The organism is Xanthomonas campestris pv. asclepiadis (assembly GCF_020784175.1).
Classification (GTDB): Bacteria; Pseudomonadota; Gammaproteobacteria; order Xanthomonadales; family Xanthomonadaceae; genus Xanthomonas; species Xanthomonas campestris_D.
In genome coordinates this window covers 1-24139 of the sequence record NZ_JAJGQM010000044.1, presented here as the reverse complement: position 1 = coordinate 24139, position 24139 = coordinate 1, and the positions used below count along the sequence as shown (strand labels likewise).

Below are 24139 nucleotides of genomic sequence, written 5' to 3'. Positions count from 1 at the left end.
CGGTATTCCAAGCCTATAGCCCGGACCAATAAGTTGGCCGTCGTTTGGCATGCAAGCGCGCGGTGTTGACAGGGTAGGGGAATCACGCAAGCGTACGCCGCCTAATGGCCTGCGGCGTCACGCAACGCCGTGGGGAGAACCACCTGGAGACCTGGATCTTGGACAAGCTGCTTCGTCGTACCGCCGCGCCTGTCGCGCGTCGTGCCCTCTCTCTGGCCACCGCCGCTGCGGTGCTGATGCTGGCCGCCTGCCAAGGCAAGGACACCGCTGCCGAGGCGAGCAAGACCGCGCCGGCCGCCGCACCTGCCGAGGCGTCCACCACGATCCATCCCGACCAGTGGCCGTCGCCGAAGTGGCCGTTCGCCCAGGACCAGGCCCTGGAGCAGCGCATCACCGATGTGATGGCCAAGATGAGCGTCGAAGAGAAGGTCGCGCAGACCATCCAGGGCGACATCGCCAGCATGACCCCGGACGATGTGCGCAAGTACCGCATCGGCTCGGTGCTGGCCGGCGGCAATTCCGATCCGGGCGGCAAGTACGACGCCAGCCCGGCCGAATGGTTGAAGCTGGCCGACGCCTTCTATGAAGCGTCGATGGACACCTCCAAGGGCGGCAACGCGATCCCGATCATCTTCGGCATCGATGCGGTGCACGGCCAGAGCAACATCGTCGGCGCCACGCTGTTCCCGCACAACATCGGCCTGGGCGCCACGCGCAACCCGGAGCTGATCAAGCAGATCGGCGAAGTCACCGCCGCCGAAACCCGCGTCACCGGCATGGAGTGGACCTTTGCGCCGACCGTGGCGGTGCCGCAGGACGACCGCTGGGGCCGCAGCTACGAGGGCTATTCCGAGTCGCCGGATGTGGTGGCCAGCTTCGCCGGCAAGATGGTCGAAGGCGTGCAGGGCGTGCCGGGCACCCCGCAGTTCCTCGATGGCAGCCACGTGATTTCCTCGGTGAAGCATTTCGTCGGCGACGGCGGCACCACCGACGGCAAGGACCAGGGCGACACCAAGGTGTCCGAAGCCACCATGCGCGATATCCACGCGGCCGGTTATCCGCCGGCGATCGCGGCCGGTGCGCAGACGGTGATGGCCTCGTTCAACAGCTTCAACGGCGAGAAGATGCACGGCAACAAGGTCATGCTGACCGACGTGCTCAAGGGCCGCATGAACTTCGGCGGTTTCGTGGTCGGCGACTGGAATGGGCACGGCCAGGTCAAGGGCTGCACCAACGAAAACTGCCCGGCCTCGTTCATTGCCGGCGTCGACATGGCGATGGCCTCCGACAGCTGGAAGGGCATCTACGAGACCGAACTGGCGGCAGTGAAGTCGGGCCAGATCTCGGCCGAGCGCCTGGACGATGCGGTGCGCCGCATCCTGCGCGTCAAGCTGCGCCTGGGTCTGTTCGAAGCCGGCAAGCCGTCCAAGCGCCCGCTCGGTGGCAAGTACGAATTGCTGGGCGCGCCGGAACACCGCGCGATCGCCCGCCAGGCGGTACGCGAGTCGCTGGTGCTGCTGAAGAACCAGGCCGGCATCCTGCCGCTGGATCCGAAAAAGCGCGTGCTGGTGCTGGGCGATGGCGCCAACGACATGGGCAAGCAGTCCGGCGGCTGGACGCTGAACTGGCAGGGCACCGGTACCAAGCGCAGCGACTACCCCAATGGCAACACCATCTGGGAAGGCCTGGACAAGCAGATCAAGGCCGCCGGCGGCAAGGCCGAACTGGCAGTCGATGGTGCGTACAAGACCAAGCCGGACGTGGCGGTGGTGGTGTTCGGTGAGAACCCGTACGCCGAGTTCCAGGGCGACATCGCCACCCTGCTGTACAAGCCGGGCGACGAGAGCGAGCTGGCGCTGATCAAGAAGCTCAAGGCCGAAGGCATTCCGGTGGTGGCGGTGTTCTTGAGCGGGCGTCCGCTGTGGATGAACCAGTACATCAACGCCGCCGATGCGTTCGTCGCCGCCTGGTTGCCGGGTTCGGAAGGCGAGGGCATTGCCGACGTGCTGCTGCGCAAGGCCGACGGCACGGTGCAGAACGACTTCAAGGGCAAGCTGAGCTTCTCCTGGCCCAAGACCGCGGTGCAGTTCGCCAACAACGTCGGGCAGAAAGATTACGACCCGCAGTTCAAGTTCGGCTTCGGCCTGACCTACGCCGACAAGGGTGACCTGGCCGCACTGCCGGAGGAATCGGGCGTGTCCGGCGAGCAGTCGGTGGGCGGGGTGTACTTCGTGCGCGGCAAGCCGGCACTGGGGATTGCGATGCAGCTGTCCAACGCCGGCCAGGCCAACATGCCGGCGACCACGCTGCCGGTGGGCCTGTCCGATGGCAGCCTGAAGATGACCGCAGTCGATCACAAGGCGCAGGAAGACGCACGGCGCCTGGTGTGGTCCGGTGCCAAGGCCTCCAGCGTGCTGCTGGTGTCCGGCAAGCCGGTCGACGTCTCGCGCGAGAGCAACGGCGATGTGCAGTTGCAGCTGACCATGCGCCGCGACAGCGCGGTGACCGGGCCGGTATGGCTGGGCGTGGGCTGTGGCGACAAGTGCGGCGGCCGTATCGATGCGCAGAAGACCCTGGCCGCGCTGCCGCAAGGCCAGTGGAAGGTAGTCGGCGTACCGTTGAAGTGCTTTGCAGTGGCCGGTGCGGATGTGACCAAGCTGACCCAGGTCGCCAGCATCGAAAGCGCTGCGGCGCTGGATCTGTCGGTGTCGAAGATCGCGCTGGGCGCACTCAACGAAGCCGAAGTCACGCTCGACTGCCCGGTCAAGTAGGCAACACACCCGCAGGCGCGCTTGCGGGTTTGTCCAGGTAACCAGGACACATGCGTCGCCGGCCCCGGCGACGTGTTACAGCGGCCACCCTCAGCGGTGGTGTCATCAGCCGCCGCGGGATGCGCGCGTCGATCGGCCGGGAAGGCCTGCAGCTGCGGTTCGCCGCGCTGCCGCCACGCACGCGGTGCGGGCGGCGGCAGTCTGCAGGCTTGTCCGGTCCACGACGCACCGCCCAGAGCCAGACAGGAGAGTGCAGTGGGTTTGGCGACGTTGGATATCGTGATTGTGCTGGTCTATCTGACCGGCATCTTCGTGCTCGCGCAGTGGGTCTCGCGCGAGAAGGCAGGCCACACCAAGAGCGCCGAGGACTACTTCCTGGCGAGCAAGTCGTTGCCGTGGTGGGCAATCGGCGCCTCGTTGATTGCCGCGAACATCTCGGCCGAACAGATCATCGGCATGGCCGGTTCCGGCTATGCGATCGGCCTGGCGATTGCCTCCTACGAGTGGATGGCGGCGCTGACGCTGCTGATCGTCGGCAAGTTCTTCCTGCCGATCTTCCTGCGCAACGGCATCTACACCATGCCGCAGTTCCTGGAACAGCGCTACGGCAAGTGGATCCGCACGCTGATGGCGGTGTTCTGGCTGCTGCTGTACGTGTTCGTCAATCTCACCTCGATCCTGTGGCTGGGCTCGATCGCGGTCAGCCAGGTCACCGGCATGGACCAGACCCTGGCGCTGGCGCTGATCGGCGTGTTCGCCCTGGTCTACCAGCTGTATGGCGGGCTGAAGGCGGTGGCCTTGACCGACATCGTGCAGGTCACGCTGCTGGTGCTGGGCGGCCTGCTGGTGGCCGGGCTGACCCTGGCACGGATCGGCGATGGTGCCGGCGTGCTGGCCGGCTTCAAGCACCTGTGGAGTGCGCATCCGGAGCACTTCCACATGATCCTGAGCAAGGACAACCCGTTCTACAAGGATCTGCCCGGCCTGAGCGTGCTGCTGGGCGGTCTGTGGGTGATGAACATCAGTTACTGGGGTTTCAACCAGTACATCATCCAGCGCGCGCTGGCCGCCAAGAACATCGGCGAGGCGCAGAAGGGCATGGTGTTCGCCGCGTTCCTGAAGCTGCTGATGCCGTTGGTGATCGTGGTGCCGGGCATTGCCGCGGTGGTGCTGGCGCCGGACCTGGCCAAGCCCGACCAGGCCTATCCGACCATGATGCAGCTGTTGCCGACCGGCATCCTGGGCCTAGTGTTCGCAGCGCTGGTGGCGGCGATCGTGGCCTCGCTGGCCTCCAAGATCAACTCGGTGGCGACGATTTTCACCCTGGATTTCTACGCCAAGTTCCGCCCGCAGACCGAGCAGAAGCAACTGGTGCGCGTGGGTCGCATCGTGGCCATCGTGGCGGTGGTCATCGGCATCCTGACCGCGCGGCCGTTGCTGGGCAACTTCGACCAGGGCTTCCAGTTCATCCAGGAATTCACCGGCTTCTTCACCCCGGGCGTGGTGGTGATCTTCATGCTCGGCCTGTTCTGGAAGCGCGCCAACGAAGCCGGCGCACTGACCGCGGCGATCGGCTCGGTGGTGCTGTCGTTCGCGCTCAAGTTCGCCTGGCCGGAACTGCCGTTCATGGACCGCATTGGCGTGGTGTTCGTGGCGGCGCTGGTGTTGGCGGTGCTGGTGTCGTTGATGACCGCGCCCACGCAGGCACGCGATCTGATCCGCACCGACGATGTGGCCTACGGCACCACGCTGGGCTTCAAGATCGGTGCGATCGGAGTGGTCGTGATCCTGATCGCGTTGTACGCGGTGTTCTGGTAATCCCCAGGACGGCGCGCTGACATCGGCGATGCGCATGCGGCGCGACATTGAGGTGTCGCGCCGCATTGCGTTTGGACGTGGCGGTTGCCACGCAGCGTCTTACACCCGCGCCGCGGCCAGGCTTGCAGCGAGCAGGTTGACCGGCGCTTCGAACTGCTCGTGCCACGGTGTCTGCAGCCAGGTTTCCAACGCCGCCGCCGGCATCGGTTTGGCGATCCAGTAGCCCTGGCCTTCGTCGCAGCCCCAGGCGCGCAACTGCGTGTAGGCCTCCGCCGATTCGATGCCTTCGGCGACCACGCGCTGGCCCAGGCTGTGGCCGAGCTGGATCATGGCTGGCACCAGGGTACGGTCGGTGCGGTTGTCCGGCAACGAGCGGATGAAGGACTGATCGATCTTCAATGAGCTGGCCGGCAGCTGCTTGAGATAGCTGAAATTGCTGTAGCCGGTGCCGAAGTCGTCGATGGCGATGTGCACGCCCAGCGCCGCGATGGCTGCCAGTTGCTCGGCCAGATGCTCGGGGTGGCGGATCATCGCGCTTTCGGTGAATTCGATCTCCAGCCGGCGCGGATCCAGCTTGTGGCGCTCCAGGCCACGCCGCAGCAGGCCGACGAAGCCGGGCCGGTCCAGGTCGGCGGCCGACACGTTCAAGGCCAGATTGAAGTCCAGGCCCTGTTGCTGCCAGCGCGCGGCCTGGGCGATGCCGTTGTCGATCACCCAGGCGGTGATGCGGTTGATCAACGCGGTCTTCTCGGCCATCGGCACGAAGTCGGCGGGCATCACCGGGCCGATCATCGGATGCTGCCAGCGCAGCAGCGCTTCCACCCCGACGCAGCGGTGATCGTGCAGGTCCACGCGCGGCTGGTAGTGCAGACGCAACTGGCTGGAACTGTCCAGCGCGGCGGGCAGGGCCGCCAGCAGGCGGAAGGTATTGCGCTGGGCCACGTCGTGCTTGCGCTCGTACATGCTCCAGGGCACGCCGCGCTCGCGCGAGATGTCGACCGAGGTGGTCAGCGAACGGATGGTGTCGGCTGCACCATAGCTGGTCTGCAGCGAGACTGCGCCGATCGAGGCCACCGGGGTATGTGGAATGCCCTGATGTTCCAGCGGCTCGGCAAAGGCCTTGGAGACCTTGGTGCACAGCGTGGACAACCGCTGCGTCTCGACCTGGGCCAGGAAGCCGAAGGTGGTCGGGTCCAGCCGATACAACGCGGTGCCGGCGGGCAGATAGGTCGCCAGGCGGCGCTGCGCGAGCGCCACATAGCCGTCTGCATAGTCCCAGCCCAGCGCCTTGACCATTTCGCGGAAATAATCGCTGCCGCAGATGTCGACCGCCACGGCGGTGGTGGCCGGGGCGCTGTCGCGTTGCGACAGCCAGGCGTCCAGGTCTTCGGCAAAGCGCGACCGATTGGGCAGCCCGGTCGGACCGTCGCGATAGGTGGTGCTGCGCAGGTTTTCCACCCGCAGCACCGCCAGGTCGCGCAGGCCTTCCAATTGGGTGATCGCTTCGGCGTCCAGACCCGGGCGCGGGCTGGTTCCGATCACGCACAAGGTGCCAATGCGGTGGCCATCGCGCAGCGTCAGCGGTGCGCCGGCGTAGAAGCGGATGAACGGCGGGCCCAGCACCAGCGGGTTGTCGCAAAAGCGCGGATCCAGTTGCGCGTCGGGCACCACCATCACCTCGTCGGCGCGAATCGCATGCGCGCAGAACGCCTGGTCGCGCGGCGTTTCCTGCGCGTCCAGGCCGATGCGGGCCTTGAACCACTGACGATGCTCGTCCACCAACGACACCAGCGCGATTTCCGCGCCCAGGTTGCGGGCGGCCATGGCGGCGATGGTCTCGAACACCGGATCGGGCGGCGAGTCCAGCAGGCACAGACCACGCAGGACGGCCAGTCGGGTCGACTCGTCGACCATGGGCGGAGGAAGGGAATTGGCAGGAGCGAGCGCGGATTGCATGTGCTCGTATCGGCCTGAAGCGTAATCCCTTGATCGATCACGCTGGGCGCCGTTCAGTTGAAGCGGCCTTGCCGCGCGGTGGCCGCGGCCACCGCGCTGCAGGGAGGCAGGAGCGCGATGGCATCAGGCCACAGTGCGACGCGCCGGCATGAGGCGGCAGCCAAGTGCCAGATCGACGAGCGCTCTGACTCCTGCGTCACGCCTGATGTAAGCGAACGTCCGTCACCGCCGACTTACCAGAGCAGCGGGCGCTCAACATTATCGACGCCTTGCCGATCACTGGTGGTGCTTCTGCCGTTGTCGGCCCACAACAAAGTAATCGTTCAGCGCACTTGTTTTGGCGCTTGTTCGTTATGTGACCCGGGTTGCATCGGATGGTGACGCAAATTGACACAGTGTTCACGCGCACTGTGATTTTCGCCGTCGCCCTTCATCCTCCCCTCTGCCTGGAAATCGATCGTGAAATCACACCTGTCCCGTTTTGCCCGCCGCACGCTGTTGGTCGTCGCAGGCCTGGCATTGTCGTCTGCCGCGCACGCGGGGCTGTCGGTGTCCGGCACCCAGCTGCGTGAGTCCAATGGCAACACCGTGGTATTGCGTGGCGTCAATCTGCCGCACGCGTGGTACGCAAGCCGTACCGACGCGGCCCTGGCTGCCATTGCCGCCACCGGCGCCAACAGCGTGCGTGTGGTGCTCAGTTCCGGTTATCGCTGGAACCGTACGCCGGAGGCAGAGGTGGCGCGCATCATCGCGCGTTGCAAGAGCCTGGGCTTGATCGCGGTGTTGGAGGTGCACGACACCACCGGCTATGGCGAAGACGGCGCTGCCGCCGGTCTGTCCCATGCCACGGCGTACTGGACCAACATCCGCAAGGCGCTGATCGGCAACGAAGACCAGGTCATCATCAACATCGGCAACGAGCCGTTCGGCAACCAGTTGAGCGCCAGCGAATGGGTCAACGGCCATGCGACCGCGATCGCCGCATTGCGCAAGGCCGGGCTGACCCACGCACTGATGGTGGATGCGCCGAACTGGGGCCAGGACTGGAAGTTCTACATGCGCGACAACGCTACCGCCTTGCTGGCGCGCGACAGCCGCCGCAACCTGATCTTCAGCGTGCACATGTACGAAGTGTTCGGCAGCGATGCGACGGTCAACAAGTATCTGCGCGCTTTCCGCGATAAAAAGCTGGCGCTGGTGATCGGCGAGTTCGGTGGAGACCATCGCGGCGCGCACGTGGACGAAGCGGCGATCATGCGCCGCGCCCGCGAATACAACGTCGGTTACCTGGGCTGGTCATGGTCGGGCAACGACAGCAGCACGCAATCGCTGGATATCGCGATCGGCTGGAATGCCACGCGACTCAGTAGCTGGGGCCGCAACTTGATCCTGGGCGCCGATGGCATCACCGCGACCTCGCGCAGGGCGAGCGTATTCGGCCCGCGTTGAGAGTGAAGTTCCGCAGTCAGCGGTAGAGCGGTCGATCTGGCGCTTGGTTGCAGGGCCCTTGCCCGCCCACCCTCGCGGGACACGCCGTGAATCCGTCCATGGAGGCTCTTACGCGGCATCCATGCCGCGTAAGGTCCCGCGACGGTAGGCGGGCAAGGACCTATCGAGATGGTCGGTATGCACGGTAAGAGCGGTGCTGGATGCGTCGTTCGCTCATGACGTATCGGCTCCATGTCTGATGGGCGCCGCACTACAGACAGCTTTTCACAAGAGCGCCGACCAACTGTCTGGTGCGGTGTCCTCGCCGGTTGCGGGACCGTGTGGCGGCATGGATGCCGCCACCGAGCCTCCAAGGATGGATTCACGGCGTGTCCCGCAAGCGGTGAGGGCACCGCGCCCTCGACGCTGCGAGTCTGCTGCAGGGCCCGCCCGCCCACCATCGCAGGACACGCCGCGAGTACGTCCTTGTAGGCTCTTACGCGGCATCCATGCCGCGTAAGGTCCAGCGACGATGGGCCGGCAAGGACCAGTCGAGATGGTCGGTGCGCATGGATAAGAGCAGTGCTGGATGGGCCTGTTCGATCATGAAGCATCGGCTCCACGTCTGATGCACACCGTGCTACAGACAGGTCTTCAAACGCGTCGACCAACTGTCTGGAGCCGTGCCCTTACCGGTTGCTGGAACGTTGGCGGCATGGATGCCGGCAATGCGCCCCTGTGGATGGATTCAAGGCGTGTCCCGCAAGCGGCGAGGCGCTGCGCCCTCGGCCGATTTCTCCTCACGCCAACTGGCCGCGTCTCAACGTCCGGGCTCGCGTAACGGCCCCGGGCTTGGCCGCTTGGTCAACTTGCGTTGCAGCGAGCGGCGGTGCATGCCGAGCAGGCGTGCGGCAGCAGAGACATTGCCACCGGTTTCGTGCAGCGCCTGCTGGATGTGCTCCCATTGCAGGCGGCTCAGCGGTGTCATCATTTCCCGGGCAGTTTCTTCTTCGTCCGGCTCGGGCAGCTCGTCGTCCTCTTCGCCCAGTGCCCGCATGATGGTGGGGATATTGGCCGGCTTGGGCAGATAGTCGTCGGCACCGAGCTTGATGGCCTCCACGGCGGTGGCGATGCTCGCGTAGCCGGTGACCAGCAGGATGCGCATGTCGGCGCGGATCTCGCGCAACGGCTGGATCAGGCTCAGGCCGGAATCGTGGCCGAGCTTGAGATCGATCAAGGCGAAATCCGGCAAGGCGCTGCGTGCGGTCGACAAGGCACTGGCCGCATCGGTGGCGGTCAGGGTGTCCACGCCGCGGCGGGCGAGGCTGCGTTGCAGCGTGCGCAGATACAAGGTGTCGTCGTCGACCAGCAGGCCGGTGCGCAGGGGAGTGCTTGTCATGCGAGTGCCTCGTGTTCGGAGAGCGGCAGACGGAAACCGACGCGGGCGCCGCTGCCTTCGGCGGGCAGCATCCACAACTCGCCCTGCAGCCGTTCGACGGTGGCATGCGACAGCGCCAGCCCAACACCCATGCCGTCATGCTTGCCGCTGTTGAACAGGGTGCCGGGCAGCATGGCTTGCGAGGTATCGAAGCCCGGACCGTAGTCGCGTACTTCGCCGCTGAGATGATCCTGCTCCACGCGCAGCGTCAGGTCGATCTGCGGCCGGCCGGCCCGTTCGCCGGCATCGGCCGCATTGTTGAGCAACACCATCAGCAGATGGCTGACGCCTGGCTGCAGCAGCAGGCGCATCGGCGCGTCGTCGTTGCGGCGCAGCTCGATGGTCGGGCGCACCAGCCGCCATTGTTCCAGGACGTCCTTGACCGCCACTTCGCGGCTGAGGTGGCCGTTGTCGGCCGGCGCGGCCAGCGCCAGCACGCGCTCGTGGCACTGCACCAGCAGCTCGCGCAGGGTGTCCAGATCCTCGCGCAACTCGCTCTGGTCGCACTGGTCGGCGATGTCGTCGACCAGCAGCGTCATCGTCGCCAGCGGCGTGTTCAACTCATGCGCCACCGAGGCTGCATGCGTAGCCAGCGCCACGATGCCCTCGTTGCGCGCAAAGCGCTCGCGCAGCGTGGAAATCTCGCGCTCGCGTTCGCGCATCGACAAGGCCAGCCGGGTGGCGAAGGCCAGAACCACCACCGTGGACAGCAGGAAGTTGGCCGCCATGCCCCACATGTGCAGGCTGAGCGGGTCGAAGCTGCCGTAGGGCAGCGGCAAGCCGAACGCCGCACTGATTACATAGCCAGCGACGCAGGACGCCGCCACCGCCATCGCCCAGCCCAGCGGCAGGGCCAGCGCGGCCAGCGCGATCAGTACCAGGAACAGCGAGCCGAACGGGTTGGCGATGCCACCGCTCCAGCCCACCATCCAGGTCAGCACGGTGACATCGACCAGGATGTGGCCGAACTCGGTGGCCGGGCTGACCGCGCCGCGGTGGGCCACCCGCAGCTGCGCATACAGGTTGAACACCGCCAGCGCGGCCACGCCCGCCCACAACGGCTGCTGCGGCAGATCCAGGCCCATCAACCCGCTGGCAACCAGGATGGTGGCGGCCTGGCCGGCAGTGGCCAGCCAGCGCAGGCTGCACAGGGTCCGCAGGAAGGAAGCGTCTGAGGAATTCATCACGGCAATGCTATGCGCTCGGGGGCGTGGCGGCCTGCGACAAACCGTCGCATCGGCCTGGAAGACGGCGCGCGCAGCGCTTCAGCTGTGAGCGGACCGATGACAGGCTAAAATACCGCGATGTACGACGCCGTGACTCGCCCAACCCCTCCCGCCGACGCCACCGCCTGGCCGCGCCGCATCACCCAGGCCGTCAAGATCGGCAGCGTGACCGTGGGCGGTGGCCACCCGGTGGTCGTCCAGTCGATGACCAATACCGACACCGCCGACATCGCCGGCAGCGTCAAGCAGGTGGCCGACCTGTGGCGCGCCGGCTCGGAAATGGTGCGCCTGACCGTCAACAACGCCGAGTCGGCCGCGGCCATTCCGCGCATCGTCGACAAGCTGCGCATGATGGGGATCGAGGTGCCGTTGATCGGCGACTTCCACTACAACGGGCATCAGCTGCTTGCCGCCGAGCCGGCCTGCGCCGAAGCCCTGGCCAAGTACCGCATCAATCCGGGCAATGTCGGCTTCGGCAAGAAGAAGGATCTGCAGTTCGCGCAGCTGATCGAGTTTGCGATCAAGTACGACAAGCCGGTGCGCATCGGTGCCAACTGGGGCTCGCTGGACCAGTCGCTGGCCGCGCAGTTGATGGACGAGAACTCGCAGCGCGACACGCCTTGGGATGCCGGCCGCGTGCTGCGCGAGGCGCTGATCCGCTCGGCGGTGGATTCGGCCGAGCGCGCGGTGGAACTGGGCCTGGCGCGCGAGCGCATCATCCTGTCGGCCAAGGTGTCCGGCGTGCAGGAACTGATCGCGGTGTATCGCGACATGGCGAGCCGCTGCGATTTTGCGCTGCATCTGGGCCTGACCGAAGCCGGTATCGGCAGCAAGGGCATCGTGGCCTCGGCTGCGGCGCTGAGCGTGCTGCTGCAGGAAGGCATCGGCGACACCATCCGCATCTCGCTGACGCCGGAGCCTGGCCAGTCGCGCACCCAGGAAGTGATCGTCGCGCAGGAATTGCTGCAGACCACCGGCCAGCGCGCCTTCACGCCGATGGTCACCGCCTGCCCGGGCTGCGGCCGCACCACCTCCGAGTTCTTCCAGGAATTGGCCGGCGTGGTGCAGAACCATGTGCGCGCCAAGATGCCGGAGTGGAAGATCAGCAACCCCGGCGCGGAGAACATGACCCTGGCGGTGATGGGCTGCGTGGTCAACGGGCCGGGCGAATCGCGCCATGCCAACATCGGCATCTCGTTGCCGGGCACCGGCGAGGCGCCGTCGGCACCGGTGTTCATCGATGGCGAAAAAAGCGTCACCCTGCGGGGCGAGAACATCGCCTACGAATTCATCGATCTGATCGATCAGTACGTCGAACGTACCTATGTCCGGCGCGCCGGCTGAATCGCCGGCCGGTTTCAGGGGATGGCTGCGCAGCAATGCGTGGCGCATGGCGCTGCTGTTTGCCGGCGTGCTGCTGCCGTTGGGGTTGTTCGTCGACCTGGCCGACGAAGTCCACGAACTGGAAAATTTCTACTTCGACGAGCCCTTGCTGTGGAGCATGCGCAGCATCGCCACGCCGGGGCTGGATGCGTTTTTCGGGGTGGTTTCCAAGCTTGGCTACCAGTACGGGGTGATCCCGGCCGATATCGCCATCGTGCTGGTGTTGCTGATGCTGCGGCGCTGGCGCGAGGGAACCTTTGCCGCACTCGGCTTTGCTGGCTCGGCCTTGCTGAACATGGGTGCCAAGCAGGTCTTCCAGCGCGACCGCCCCAGCTTGTGGGAATCGATTGCCCCGGAAAGCACCTTCAGCTTTCCCAGCGGGCATGCGATGGGCTCGATGACGCTCGCTGCGGTGGTCATCGCGCTGGCCTGGAACACCCGTTGGCGCTGGCCGGTAACCATTGCCGCAAGTGGGTTCGCGGTGCTGGTGGGGGTGTCGCGGATCTACCTGGGGGTGCATTATCCCTCCGACATCCTGGGCGGCTGGTCGGCCGCGCTGGTATGGGTGGTCGGGCTGTATCTGGTGATGTTTCGCGGCGCAAGGCGACCGCATTGGCGTCGCCATCTGACTTCGGCCTGAGTGCGGCCGCGCCGACGTCGAACGTGGTCGGCGCAGGTGTGTGACCGTGAGTGGCGCAGACCGGTACTGCGTTCGACTCAATAACGACGTGCACGCTCCCGGCGCCACAACTGCAGTCCGATCACGCTGCCGATCACGGCCAGCAGAATCATGTAATACGCCGGTCCCATCGGGTGCTGCTTGAGCAGCATCACCACCACCAACGGGGTCAGGCCACCAAACACTGCATAGCCCAGGTTGTAGGCAAACGACACGCCGGACAGGCGCACCACCGGCGGAAACGCCTCGACCATGACGCGCGGGACCGCGCCCAGGACGCCGAGCGCCGCGCCCATCAGGGCATATAGCGGAAACAGCAACTGCGGATCGCCGGCCAGCCGATAGAACAGCCAGGCGCTGGCGCCCAGGAATACGCTGCCGGCAAGCAGCACGCGTCCATTGCCGCAGCGATCGGACAAGGCGCCGGCCACGATCGAGCCGACCGCCTGCAGCAGGACCGCAAGCAGATTGGCCTGCAAGGCGACCGCTGCCGGATAGTGGTACGCGCTCTGCAGCAGCGTCGGCGTCATCAACGACACCACCAGCACCCCGGCTGCCACCATCCAGGTCAGCCACAACGACAGCGCCACACTGCGTGGATGATCGCGCAGCACCACCTTGAGCGGCGTTTCGCGCGCCAGGGCACGCATGGTCATCAGTTCGGCGAACACCGGCGTTTCGTGCAGCCAACGCCGCAGATACACCGAAAACAGGCCGAAGATGCCGCCGGCCAGGAATGGCAGGCGCCAGGCGTAGTCGGCGATTTCCTGCGGCGTGAAGGCGCGATTGATCGCCCCGGCGATGAGCGAACCGAGCAACACGCCAGCGGCCAGGCCGGCCGTCAATGTTCCGCAAGCCAGCCCCCTGCGCTGCGCAGGCACGTGTTCTGCGACGAAGACCCATGCACTGGGGACTTCGCCGCCGATGGCCGCGCCCTGCAGCAATCGCATCGTCAGCAGCAGTAACGGGGCGGCCAGGCCGATCTGCGCGTAGGTTGGCAGCACGCCGATGGCCAGCGTCGGCAAGGCCATCAGCCCGATGCTCAGCGCGAACATGCGCTTGCGACCGAGCAGGTCGCCGAAGTGCGCCATCACGATCCCGCCCAGCGGACGGATCAGGTAGCCGGCAGCAAAGATGCCGAAGGTCTGCAACTGCCGCATCCAGTCCGGTATGCCTGGCGGAAAGAACAGCTCTCCCAGCACCGTCGCGAAGAAGATGAAGATGATGAAGTCGTAGAATTCCAGCGCGCCGCCCAGGGCGGACAGGGCCAGCGTCTTGTAATCGCCGCGTGTGAGCTGGCTTGCTGGTGCAGTGCCTGTTGCTGGATGGGTCTTCAAGGCATGACATCCTGTGGCAGGTGATCGCGCGCATGCGCGTGCTGGAGCCGCGGACTGTGAGTCACCCATGCCATCGCTGCAGCAATGCGCAGCTTGCACGTTTGCACGCAATGGCAAGGCGGGGGTACTTCGGGAAAGGCGCGCTGGCTGCGCCTTTGGTGCCGATCAGTCGTGCACACTTGCGTGCGCTGCCGCTTCGGCATGCAGGGCGGTGGTGTCGAACAACGGCAGCTGCGCATCGCTGCTGTCCACCAGCAGCGAAATCTCGGTGCAGCCCAGGATGATCGCTTGCGCACCCTCCTGGCCGAGGTCGGCCATGACCTGGCGGAAATAGCCGCGCGACTCCGGCCGGATGATGCCCTGGCAGAGTTCGTCGTAGATCACTCGATGCAGTTGCGCGCGTGCGTCGGCCGGCGGTACCAGCACCTGCAGGCCACGCGTAGCCAGGCGCTCGCGATAGAACGGCTGTTCCATGGTGAAACGCGTGCCGAGCAGCCCGACCCGGGTGATGCCCGCGGCAATCAACGCATCGGCGGTGGCATCGGCGATAAGCAGCAAGGGCAGCGGCGTTGCGGAGGTGATCGCATCGGCAACGCAATGCATGGTGTTGGTGCACAGCACCAGGAAGTCGGCACCGCCGGCATGCAGCGCGCGCGCCGCTGCCGCCATTGCCTGGCCTGCGCCGTCCCAGTCGCCGGCGTGTTGCAGGCGCTCGATCTCATGGAAGTTGACGCTGTACAGCAAGAGCCTGGCCGAATGCAGGCCGCCGCAGGCCAGGCGCACCCGCTGGTTGATGATGCGGTAATAGGGCAGGGTGGATTCCCAGCTCATGCCGCCGATCAGGCCGATGGTTTTGCTTGGAACCGGCATGCCGACCTCACCTTGGAACAGTCAACGAAGTGCGTGCGCATCGCCCCTTCGATGCCCGGGGAGCGCGTACCAGCGCAGTGTACGTCGGCAGCGTCGCCACGCCACCGCGCGGGCCGGTCAGTCCGCCCGCAGACGGTCGATCACTCGCCCGGTTTTGCGCCTTCCAGCGGCGCATGCGTGGCGGCGCGACGCGCCAGTACGCTTTCACGATGGGCGATGTAGACATTGGCGCAGATGATGATGGCCGCACCGATCAGGGTATGGTGTTCGATCGCCTCGCCGAACAACCACCAGCCCAGCAGCGCCACCAGCGGCAGCTGCATGAAGCTGATCGGCTGCAGTGCGGAGACTTCGCCCAGCTTGAGCGCGCGCGTCCAGAACAGCTGGCCGGCGGTGCCGAAGATGCCCGTCGCCGCCAGCCAGAGCCAGTCGATGCCCTGCGGCCAGCTCCACTGGAACAGTGCCGGAATCAGCGACATCGGCACCCAGAACACATAGGTGTAGAACACCACGGTGTCCGAGTCGTCGCTGCGCGAGAGCTGCTTGATCTGGATCGCCACCACGGCGCTGATCACCGCTGCCAGCAGTGCAATCAGCAGGCCGGGCGTAAAGGTCGACGAGCCTGGCCGCAGGATCACCAGCACGCCGATGAATCCGGCCGCCACCGCCAGCCAGCGCCGCAGGCGCACCTGCTCGTGCAGCCACACCACGGCCAGCACGGTGACGAACAACGGGGTGGAATACGACAGCGAGATCGCCTGCGACAACGGCAGGTGGCCGATCGCCCAGAACCCGCACAGCATCGAGGCCAGGCCGATCAGGGTGCGTGCCAGATACTGCGGCAACTGCCGCGTGCGCGGCAGCGCCTTGCCGGGGCGCAGGATCAGCGGCAACAGGGCTAGCAGCCCGAACGCATTGCGAAAGAACGCGATCTCGGTGGTGGCGATCGTGCTCGACGCCAGCCGGATGCAGATGGCCATCAGGCCGAAGGCGAAGGTACTGGTTAGCATCCACAGCGCAGCACGTCGTGATGCCTGCTGCGCTGTCACCAATGCGCTCCAATGATGCGTGGCTCCGGTTCCAGGATCACCGAATAACGCTCGCGCACCGACTCGGCAATGCGCCGCGCAAAATCCAGCAGTTGCGCGCCGCTGGCGGTGCCGTAGTTGACCAGCACCAGCGCGTGGTCCGGCGATACCCCGGCATCGCCCTCGCGCCGGCCTTTCCAGCCGCACTGCTCGATCAACCAGGCCGCCGACAACTTGCCCTGGCCGGGCTGTTCGCCGGGATACACCGGCATATCCGCAAACGTGGCCTGCAGCGCGGCGATCTGCTCGCTGGGCAGCAGCGGATTCTTGAAGAAGCTGCCGGCGTTGCCGAGCACATCCGGGTCCGGCAACTTGCGCCGACGGATATTGATCACCGCCTGCGCCACATCGGCGGCACCGGCCAGTTCGGCGCCCATGCTGGCCAGTTCCTCGCGGATGCCGGCATAGTCCAGCCGCAACTCGTGCAGCAGCGGCAGATTGAATTCCACCGCGACGATCAGGTAACGCTCCGGCTGCTGCTTGAACACGCTGTCGCGATAGGCGAAGGCGCACTCGGCCGCGGTCAGCCGCACGAATTGCTGGGCCTGCAGGTCGAAGGCATCCACCACGTGGATGAAGTCGCCCACCTGCGCGCCGTATGCGCCGATGTTCTGGATCGGGCAGGCGCCGACCGTGCCGGGAATCAGGGCCAGGTTCTCCAGCCCCGACAACCCCTGCTGCAGCGAATACAGCACCAGCGCATGCCAGTTGACGCCGGCACCGGCGCGCAAGATGGCGTGGTCGGCATGATGCGCAATGATGGCGATGTCGCGGTTTTCGAAACACAGCACACAGCCCGGCGGGTCGCCGGCCAGCAGCACGTTGCTGCCGCTGCCCAACACCAGCAGCGGTTGCCCGGCGATCTCCGGTGCCGCCAGCGCCTGCGGTAGCGCATCGGGCGCGTGGATGCACAGCAACCAGCGTGCCGTGGCCTCCACATGGAAGGTATTGAGCGCGCGCAGTGGCGCGTGCTCGCTCAAGCGCCAGCCGGCTTGCGCTGCAGCGCTCATAGCGGCGACACCGCACCGCCGCTGGGCGCTTCGCGGCGGCGGCGGATCGCATCCACGCATTCGCCGATTAGCCGCGGCCCGCGATAGACCAGGCCGCTGTAGCACTGCACCAGGGTCGCGCCGGCCGCCATCTTGGCCACCGCATCCGCACCGGAGTTGATGCCGCCCACGCCGATCAACGGGATCGACTCGGGCAGGCGGGCGCGCAGGCGGCGCAGCACCAGCGTGGATTGCCCCAGCAGCGGTGCGCCCGACAGGCCGCCAGCCTCGCCAGCCAGCGGATGATTGGCGATCAAGGTGCGCGTCACCGTGGTGTTGGTGGCGATCACGCCATCCACCGCCAGATCGGCCAGCACGCGCGCGGCCGCATCGATGTCGCGGTCGTTGAGGTCCGGCGCCACCTTCACCAGCATCGGCACGCGCTTGCCGTGCTGCGCGGCCAGGGCTTCCTGGGTTTCGCGCAGGTCGGCGATCAGCCGACGCAGCGCCTGTTCTTCCTGCAGTTCGCGCAGGCCGGCGGTGTTGGGCGAGGAGATGTTGACGGTGATGTAGTCGGCCAGCGGGTAGACGCGCTCCATGCAATAGCGGTAGTCGCTGGTCGCTTCCTCGTTGGGCGTGTCCTTGTTCTTGCCGATGTTGATGCCGAGCAGGCCGCCGCGACGCCGCGCGCGTTGCACGTTGGCCACCAGCACATCCACGCCCAGGTTGTTGAAGCCCATGCGGTTGATCACCGCCTGGTACTCCGGCAAGCGGAACATGCGCGGCTTGGGATTGCCCTCCTGCAGCCGCGGGGTCACCGTGCCGATCTCGACAAACCCAAAGCCAAGCGCAAGCAGCGCATCGATGTGCTCGCCGTTCTTGTCCAGGCCGGCACCGAGCCCGACCGGATTGGGAAACATCAGCCCGAAGGCCGGCGTTGGCAGCGGCACCGGGCGCCTGGCCAGCAGCGACGTGGTACCGGTGCGGTAGGCGACATCGATGGAGCGCAATGCCAGCGCATGGGCACGCTCGGCATCGAGGGAAAACAGCAAGGGGCGGGCAAGCGAATACATGTGGGTCAGTTCAATCCCCCGGCGAACACCCGGGTCTGGTATTGGAAGTCGATCAGCCCGTCGCGTGCGTGCGCATCGAACAGCGTGCGCAGCGCGGCGAGCATCGGGACATGACGCGGGTCATGCGCCAGCGGCGCATATGACGAAGACAACAGCCGGCCACGCAAGGCATCGAAATCCAGCCGCTGCACGTTGGGAAAGCGCGCCATCGCGCGGAAGCCGTCGCCGAACCACGCCTGCATGGTGGCATCGTCCTGATAGCGTTCGGCCACGGCCGAATAGTCGGTGCCGTAGTCCAGCAGCAGTTGTTCGTAGCCGCGCAGGAAGTCGGTGGTGTCCAGTTCGCGGCTGTTCCAGTAGATCACCGCCAGGCCGCCGGGCTGCAGGATGCGCGCCCATTCGGCGCGCACCGCCCGAACGTCGAACCAGTGGAAGGCCTGTGCCGCGGACACCAATCCGACACTGGCATCGGCCAGCCCGGTGGCCTCGGCGGTGCCGTCGACCGCGCGGAAGGTGGGGAATTCCGCCAGCCACTGCTGCGCCGCTTCGCGCATGGCCGGGTTGGGTTCCACTGCCGTGACCGGATAGCCGGCCTCCAGGAACAGCCGGCTGGAGATGCCGGTGCCGGCGCCGATATCGGCCACCGTGGTGGCCGGCGTCACACCCAGCTCTTCGTGCAGCCAGCGCAGCAGTTGTGGCGGATAGCTCGGCCGGTAGCGCACATAGGCCGCGACGCGGTCGTTGAAGCGTTGGGCGGAGGAGGGCGCGGCCATGCTCAACTGTTGGCGGCCGCAAGCCAGGCCAGGCCGCCGAAGAACAGGATGAAGATCGCCACCCCTGCCACCCAGAGCGCAACCGCCAACCAGCCGAGAATCAGCCCGCCGATGGCCAGCCCGTCGCCGTCCAGCCCCTGCGGATTGCGGCGGATTTCGCCGCGCGCCAGATGGCCGGTGATGATGGCGCAGAGGCTGCCGAGGAACGGGATCAGCGTCCAGCCGAGAATGCCGGAGACCAGGCTGACGATGGCCATGGCGCTGGTCTGTCGAACAACGACGTTCATCATGAACTCCTGTAAGTGGCGGCAGCCGACGGCTGGCGTGGCCCGATTATCCCAGAGCCGCCGCCCGAAAGGCGTGCCGTTTGCGGCCAAACGCGATCGCGTGGTCGGGTTTGACGCATTTGCGCGCTCGAAGCAGCCGATTGTGCGGCGTTGGGCGCGGCTACTTACGGCAACAAGGGTTGCCGGACGCGCCGCAGATTGCTGGTCCGGTGGCCTTGGTGCTGGCGGTTATCGACTGCCGGTCGCGGTACATCGGCGACCGACGTTGTCACTGCCAGCAAGCTGCCGACCGCAGCACAGCGGTCTTGCCCGACCGCAGGTCCAGCAGCGCGCCGGTCACTCCCCGGCGCGCCATGGCCTTCAATCAAGATCGAACTTGATGCCCTGCGCCAGCGGCAGCGAGTCGGAGTAGTTGATCGTATTGGTCTGGCGACGCATATAGACCTTCCACGCATCCGAGCCGGATTCGCGGCCACCGCCGGTCTCCTTTTCGCCGCCGAACGCGCCGCCGATCTCCGCACCCGAGGTGCCGATGTTGACGTTGGCGATGCCGCAGTCGCTGCCGGCCGCCGACAGGAACTTCTCGGCCGCCTTCAGGTTCTGGGTGAAGATCGACGACGACAGGCCCTGCGGCACGCCGTTCTGCAGCTCGATCGCCTCGTCCAGCGTGCTGTACTTCATCACGTACAGGATCGGCGCGAAGGTCTCGTGCTGCACCACCGCGTCGCTGTTCTGCAGCCCGGTGACGATGGCCGGCAGCACGAAGTTGCCGGGGCGGTCGATCGCGGTGCCACCCACTTCGACCGTGCCGCCGGCCGCCTTGGCCTTGGCGATCGAGGCCAGGAACTGTTCCACCGCGCCCTGGCTGTTGAGCGGGCCCATCAGGTTGGCCGGGTCGGTGGGGTCGCCGATCTTGCTGTCGAGCTGCCTGTACGCCTTGACCAGCGTGGCCAGCACGTTGTCGTAGATCGAGGCGTGCACGATCAGGCGGCGCGTGGTGGTGCAGCGCTGCCCGGCGGTGCCGACCGCGCCGAACACGATGCCGGGGATGGCCAGCTTCAGGTCGGCGGTTTCGTCCAGGATGATGGCGTTATTGCCGCCCAGTTCCAGCAGGCAACGGCCCAGGCGGCGCGCGACCTTTTCCGCAACCACGCGGCCGATCTGGGTCGACCCGGTGAAGCTGATCAGCGGCACTCGGCCGTCCTCGACCAGCTTCTCGGACAGGGAGGTGCCGGCATCGTTGATCAGGAAGAAGATGTCCGGGAAGCCGGCGTCCTTGAGCGCGGCATTGCAGATCTTCATCGTCGCGATCGCGGTCAGCGGGGTCTTGTTGGACGGCTTCCAGATGCAGATATCGCCGCAGATCGCCGCCAGGAACGCATTCCACGCCCACACCGCCACCGGGAAGTTGAACGCGCTGATGATGCCCACCAGGCCCAGCGGCTGGTACTGCTCGTACATGCGGTGGCCCGGACGTTCCGAGTGCATGGTGTAGCCATAGAGCATCCGGCTTTGGCCGACCGCGAAGTCGGCGATGTCGATCATCTCCTGCACCTCGCCATCGCCCTCGGGCTTGCTCTTGCCCATTTCCAGCGCCACCAGCGAGCCCAGCGCATCCTTGTGCGCGCGCAGCGCCTCGCCACACAGGCGAACGGCTTCGCCACGGCGCGGCGCCGGCGTGGTCCGCCAGACCTTGAAGGCCGCCTGCGCACGCTGGACGATCAGCTCGTAGTCCTCCGGCGTGGTCGCCTGCACATCGGCGATCACCGCATTGGTGGTCGGATTGAGCGGCTGCAGCACCCCGGCGCCGGTCGCCTGCGACCAGGTCGCCTCGCCAAGATAGGTACCGGAATTGGACGCGGCGAGGTCGAGCGCCTTGAGCAGGTCAGCGGACATGGGATCTCCAAAGGTCGGGACGGTCGCGCGGCGGCCAGGGCCCCCGCGACACGAGTAGCCGCCGATTTTAGCAGGCTCCGCCAACCGCCCACCGGCTTGGCAATCGCAACGATCGTGCGACAATGCCCACCTTGGCCCCGTAGCTCAGCTGGATAGAGCGTCCCCCTCCTAAGGAAGAGGGGGAATTGTGCGGTCACCGCTATTTTGTCTAACCTGTTGTTTAGTAAGGCCTCGGGTCGCTCTTTCGGCGGGTGCGATGCAGGTCTAGGCATCCCAAAGCAGCTTCTAGCAGCGCTTGTTCGCCACAGCATTGCCACCGCTTCCAAGGTCTCCTAGGCTGCGCTATAAGACATTTGTAATGAGTCTAGGGATGGGCCATCTCGCATGTCTGCAAGCGCGCTTCAAACACTTCGAGAGCTATATCCGCAGCGCTATGCACTTCGGCCGGACGAAGTCGCACATGTGCTTCGTGGCCAAAGCACGAGAGGGGTCGTGCAACGCGTGCGCGAAGGCATGCAGTCGGGGCGCTATCCAGGTGCTCGCAAGATCGACGGATTGATCCAGATGCCCCTTGAAGCGTTGGCCGAGATCTTGGATCCAGCGCCCGCACCTCAGCCGGTCGCCCCCATCATCAATCCTTCGTCCTCCCGACGACGGTCTGCCATTGGGCCGCGTCTCGGTTTCGTGCGGGTGGCAGGCTTCTGGGAGCAAGTGATGGGGATCATTGGCGAGCAGGAATTGGCCGATGAGCTGGGGGAGGTCGCGGCTGAGGTGCTGAAAGAGCTTCGCTATGAAGAAGCGAAGGCAAAGGCGGACTCAGTCAAGCGCGCCCTAATCAAAGATCAGGTCAGGCCGATCTAGGAGCAGCGGAAGCCATCAGGCTGAAATGCACGTTGGTCTTGGTGCAATAGCCTCGGCTCTCGGCGGTTGCTAACACACCTAAACGCCGCAGATTCATAACGATCACAACAAGGGAACACTCAACCGCATGCCGATTACCGATGCCGCTGTCGTTCGCTCATTCTTCGATCTACCGGACGATAAGGTTGAAAGCATGGAAGCTGCCGAATTCCTGGCCAATTTTCCAAGCGGGGCTAAGATCGACTGGGCAACCCTGTTGGAATCGGATCGGGTGTTGATCGTGTCCGAAGCCGGAATGGGCAAGACGTTTGAGTGCAAGAGAACGGCAGAATCTCTGTGGAACGAGGGACGTGCTGCCTTCTTCGTGGAGTTGTCAGCGCTCGCTTCACTTTCAATTGAAAACGGCTTCTCCCCAGAGGAACAAGCTCGCTTCGACAGTTGGAAGTTGGCCCAGACAGAGCGTGCGATCTTCTTTCTCGACTCGATCGATGAGTTGAAGCTGACGCTTTCAAGCTTTGATCGCGCAATCAAGTCCGTCGCTAGATCACTTGCGGGGCATCTGGGACGAGTCACGATCGTAATTACAACGCGTCCTATTCCGGTGGATCGCGAGATCATTGCCAAGCATCTCCCAGTCCCGGTGGTCGAAGCGCAGGTGGACCCTGAGGTTGCCTTCGCGCGTGTTGCAATGCGCGAGAGGAAGCCAGAAAACCAAGAAGGTAAGGCCCTGACGTGGAGAAATGTCGCTCTCGCGCCGCTCAGATTGGAGCAAATGCGGGGAATGGCGAAGACCGCTGGTGTCAAGGATCTAGACAAGTTATTTTAGGCAATCAGTTCGCAAAACGCACACGACTTCGCGCGCAGGCCGCTGGACTTCCTTGAGTTGTGTGGTGACTGGAAAGAGAACGGCTACATTCGCTCGCACCGCGAACATGTGGATACGGCAATTGAGATCAGGTTGCGCCCGAACAAAGACCGCGATGAGCGTGTCTCACTGGAGCCCATCAAGGCACGCGAAGGCGCTGCAAGGCTTGCGTTCGCTGCTCTCTTAGGTCGCAAGTTCAACATCTGGCATGGACAGGGGGGAGACCGCGCCTCCGGAGACGGCGCGCTTGGTCCCGCCGAAGTGCTCCCCGACTGGACGGGCGATCAGCTTGATACCCTGCTCGAACGTGGGCTTTTCGGGTTCGCCAATTACGGCCGTGTGCGCTTCTACCACCGATCTGCCATCGAATTCTTGGCCGCCGAGCGACTTCGCCAACTTAGAGAAAAGGGGCTTCCAGATCGCGAAGTTGCGCGGCTGCTCTTCGCAGACACGCAGGAGGGTGAGCGCATCGTAAAGCCAGCAATGCGGCCTTTGGTGGCGTGGCTAGCTCCGCATGACGCCTTTATACGTGGAGAAGTCATCACGCACGAACCCGAACTGCTTCTCCACGCAGGCGACCCTGAGTCGCTCGATGTGCCCCTTCGCCGCGCAGCACTTGAAGGCTATGTTCGCCGCTTTGGAAAGGGCGGGTGGCGAGGCCAGGCCGTGCCTAGCCTCCAAGTCGAACGTTTCGCGTCGAAAGATTTCACCGCAGATGTGGCGCGCCTCTGGAAGGTTGGTATTGAAAACCCAGAGGTTCGAGACACCTTGCTAGGGCTGATCGGCTGGGGACAAATGAAGGGAAATGCCGATCTGGCCTATGAAGTTGCGGTGGATGCGCTAGCCGAGATTGGAAGTCGTATCAGCGCCCTGGCAGCGCTATCGCGGCTCGATGATTCTCGACTGCCTGCAATCCTCGATGAGATCGCTTCCGGTGTGCCTGACTGTCCACCCCTTCTTGTCCAGCGCGCCGTGATTGAGTTCTTTCCGAGCCGAATGTCTCCCGAGCAACTTATGAAGATCCTCGCGAAGCAAGGCTCGAAAAGCCGAACCTACTCGGGACTAATCACTCACTTCACCATTGTCGTAGAGCGCTCTCCCTTCGATGCCGACACGCTTCTATCGATGCAGAAGCAGGTATCTACTCTTGTCAATGCGGGACTGGCCTGGGATAGGGCCCTCTATCGGTTGCAATCAAAGCGCGAGGATCTGGTTCCCGCGATGTTGGCAGTCTGCTTGCGGGGCCTAAGCGATCATCGGTGCGATGCGGGATTGATTAGGGGCATTGCGCTCTCGCTCTTGCTCACAGTCGGGGACTACGAAACCAGGGTAATCCCCCCACTTCTAGCGGTCGCCAGAAGTGGAGCTAAGTGGCCATCGCCAACTTCATGGCAGGCGTGA

Annotated in this window: 19 protein-coding genes; 8 read left to right on the top strand and 11 right to left on the bottom strand. The window is 65.2% G+C overall.

Features of this window, described 5'->3' with window-relative positions:
* Nucleotides 1-158 precede the first annotated feature (158 nt).
* Both LL972_RS17060 and LL972_RS17055 read left to right on the top strand, forming a co-directional pair.
* Entirely contained in the window at nucleotides 159-2771 is a 2613-nt protein-coding gene (locus LL972_RS17060) for a glycoside hydrolase family 3 protein (protein ID WP_228328602.1), read from the top strand.
* Between the two features lie 255 nt (nucleotides 2772-3026).
* Nucleotides 3027-4589, top strand: a complete 1563-nt coding sequence (locus LL972_RS17055) for a sodium/sugar symporter (RefSeq protein ID WP_228328601.1) — start codon at nucleotides 3027-3029, stop codon at nucleotides 4587-4589.
* A gap of 99 nt (nucleotides 4590-4688) precedes the next feature.
* Here LL972_RS17055 and LL972_RS17050 read toward each other — a convergent pair whose 3' ends face one another.
* Complete coding sequence (locus LL972_RS17050; protein WP_429002179.1) at nucleotides 4689-6545, bottom strand: putative bifunctional diguanylate cyclase/phosphodiesterase; 1857 nt, start codon at nucleotides 6543-6545, stop codon at nucleotides 4689-4691.
* Nucleotides 6546-7004: 459 nt separating this feature from the next.
* Between LL972_RS17050 and LL972_RS17045 the strand changes: the two genes are divergently transcribed.
* Nucleotides 7005-7994, top strand: a complete 990-nt coding sequence (locus LL972_RS17045; RefSeq protein ID WP_429002178.1) for a glycoside hydrolase family 5 protein — start codon at nucleotides 7005-7007, stop codon at nucleotides 7992-7994.
* A gap of 799 nt (nucleotides 7995-8793) precedes the next feature.
* Here LL972_RS17045 and LL972_RS17040 read toward each other — a convergent pair.
* Both LL972_RS17040 and LL972_RS17035 read right to left on the bottom strand, forming a co-directional pair.
* Nucleotides 8794-9372 carry a response regulator transcription factor gene (locus LL972_RS17040; RefSeq protein ID WP_104585309.1) on the bottom strand — a complete coding sequence of 193 codons (579 nt, stop codon included), beginning with the start codon at nucleotides 9370-9372 and terminating at the stop codon, nucleotides 8794-8796.
* A complete protein-coding gene (locus tag LL972_RS17035; protein ID WP_228328599.1) occupies nucleotides 9369-10595 on the bottom strand; it encodes an ATP-binding protein in 1227 nt (408 codons plus the stop codon). The genes LL972_RS17040 and LL972_RS17035 overlap by 4 nt, the downstream gene beginning before the upstream one ends.
* A 120-nt stretch (nucleotides 10596-10715) precedes the next feature.
* On the opposite strand from LL972_RS17035, the gene ispG reads away from it, so the two are divergent.
* Nucleotides 10716-11981 (top strand): flavodoxin-dependent (E)-4-hydroxy-3-methylbut-2-enyl-diphosphate synthase, encoded by a 1266-nt coding sequence (gene ispG / locus LL972_RS17030; RefSeq protein ID WP_024940821.1) that lies wholly within the window; start codon nucleotides 10716-10718, stop codon nucleotides 11979-11981.
* Entirely contained in the window at nucleotides 11962-12660 is a 699-nt protein-coding gene (locus LL972_RS17025; protein WP_228328598.1) for a phosphatase PAP2 family protein, read from the top strand. Before ispG ends, LL972_RS17025 begins: the two co-directional genes overlap by 20 nt.
* Before the next feature lie 77 nt (nucleotides 12661-12737).
* Here LL972_RS17025 and LL972_RS17020 read toward each other — a convergent pair whose 3' ends face one another.
* The 8 genes from LL972_RS17020 to amaB form a co-directional block, all read right to left on the bottom strand.
* On the bottom strand, nucleotides 12738-14036 hold the full coding sequence (locus LL972_RS17020) for an MFS transporter (RefSeq protein WP_228328597.1): 1299 nt from the start codon (nucleotides 14034-14036) through the stop codon (nucleotides 12738-12740).
* 165 nt (nucleotides 14037-14201) lie between these two features.
* Nucleotides 14202-14906, bottom strand: a complete 705-nt coding sequence (locus LL972_RS17015) for an aspartate/glutamate racemase family protein (RefSeq protein WP_228328596.1) — start codon at nucleotides 14904-14906, stop codon at nucleotides 14202-14204.
* A gap of 140 nt (nucleotides 14907-15046) precedes the next feature.
* Nucleotides 15047-15958, bottom strand: a complete 912-nt coding sequence (locus LL972_RS17010; RefSeq protein WP_228328595.1) for a DMT family transporter — start codon at nucleotides 15956-15958, stop codon at nucleotides 15047-15049.
* Nucleotides 15952-17004, bottom strand: a complete 1053-nt coding sequence (gene murB / locus LL972_RS17005) for a UDP-N-acetylmuramate dehydrogenase (protein WP_228328594.1) — start codon at nucleotides 17002-17004, stop codon at nucleotides 15952-15954. The genes LL972_RS17010 and murB overlap by 7 nt, the downstream gene beginning before the upstream one ends.
* Entirely contained in the window at nucleotides 17001-18056 is a 1056-nt protein-coding gene (locus LL972_RS17000) for a quinone-dependent dihydroorotate dehydrogenase (RefSeq protein ID WP_228328593.1), read from the bottom strand. The genes murB and LL972_RS17000 overlap by 4 nt, the downstream gene beginning before the upstream one ends.
* A gap of 5 nt (nucleotides 18057-18061) precedes the next feature.
* A complete protein-coding gene (locus LL972_RS16995; RefSeq protein WP_164740109.1) occupies nucleotides 18062-18829 on the bottom strand; it encodes a class I SAM-dependent methyltransferase in 768 nt (255 codons plus the stop codon).
* Nucleotides 18830-18831: 2 nt separating this feature from the next.
* The gene (locus LL972_RS16990; RefSeq protein ID WP_016903110.1) at nucleotides 18832-19116 is read right to left on the bottom strand and encodes a DUF4190 domain-containing protein; all 285 of its coding nucleotides are present in this window, start codon (nucleotides 19114-19116) and stop codon (nucleotides 18832-18834) included.
* Between the two features lie 360 nt (nucleotides 19117-19476).
* The gene (gene amaB / locus LL972_RS16985) at nucleotides 19477-21012 is read right to left on the bottom strand and encodes an L-piperidine-6-carboxylate dehydrogenase (protein WP_228328592.1); all 1536 of its coding nucleotides are present in this window, start codon (nucleotides 21010-21012) and stop codon (nucleotides 19477-19479) included.
* A 492-nt stretch (nucleotides 21013-21504) separates the two neighbouring features.
* On the opposite strand from amaB, the gene LL972_RS16980 reads away from it, so the two are divergent.
* From LL972_RS16980 to LL972_RS16970, 3 genes are all read left to right on the top strand, one after another.
* Nucleotides 21505-21873: a hypothetical protein gene (locus tag LL972_RS16980; protein ID WP_228328591.1), complete on the top strand. Its 369-nt coding sequence runs from the start codon at nucleotides 21505-21507 to the stop codon at nucleotides 21871-21873.
* 127 nt (nucleotides 21874-22000) lie between these two features.
* Complete coding sequence (locus LL972_RS16975; protein WP_228328590.1) at nucleotides 22001-22699, top strand: hypothetical protein; 699 nt, start codon at nucleotides 22001-22003, stop codon at nucleotides 22697-22699.
* A 57-nt stretch (nucleotides 22700-22756) separates the two neighbouring features.
* Nucleotides 22757-24139, top strand: coding sequence for a hypothetical protein (locus tag LL972_RS16970; protein ID WP_228328589.1), 1383 nt, complete (start codon nucleotides 22757-22759; stop codon nucleotides 24137-24139).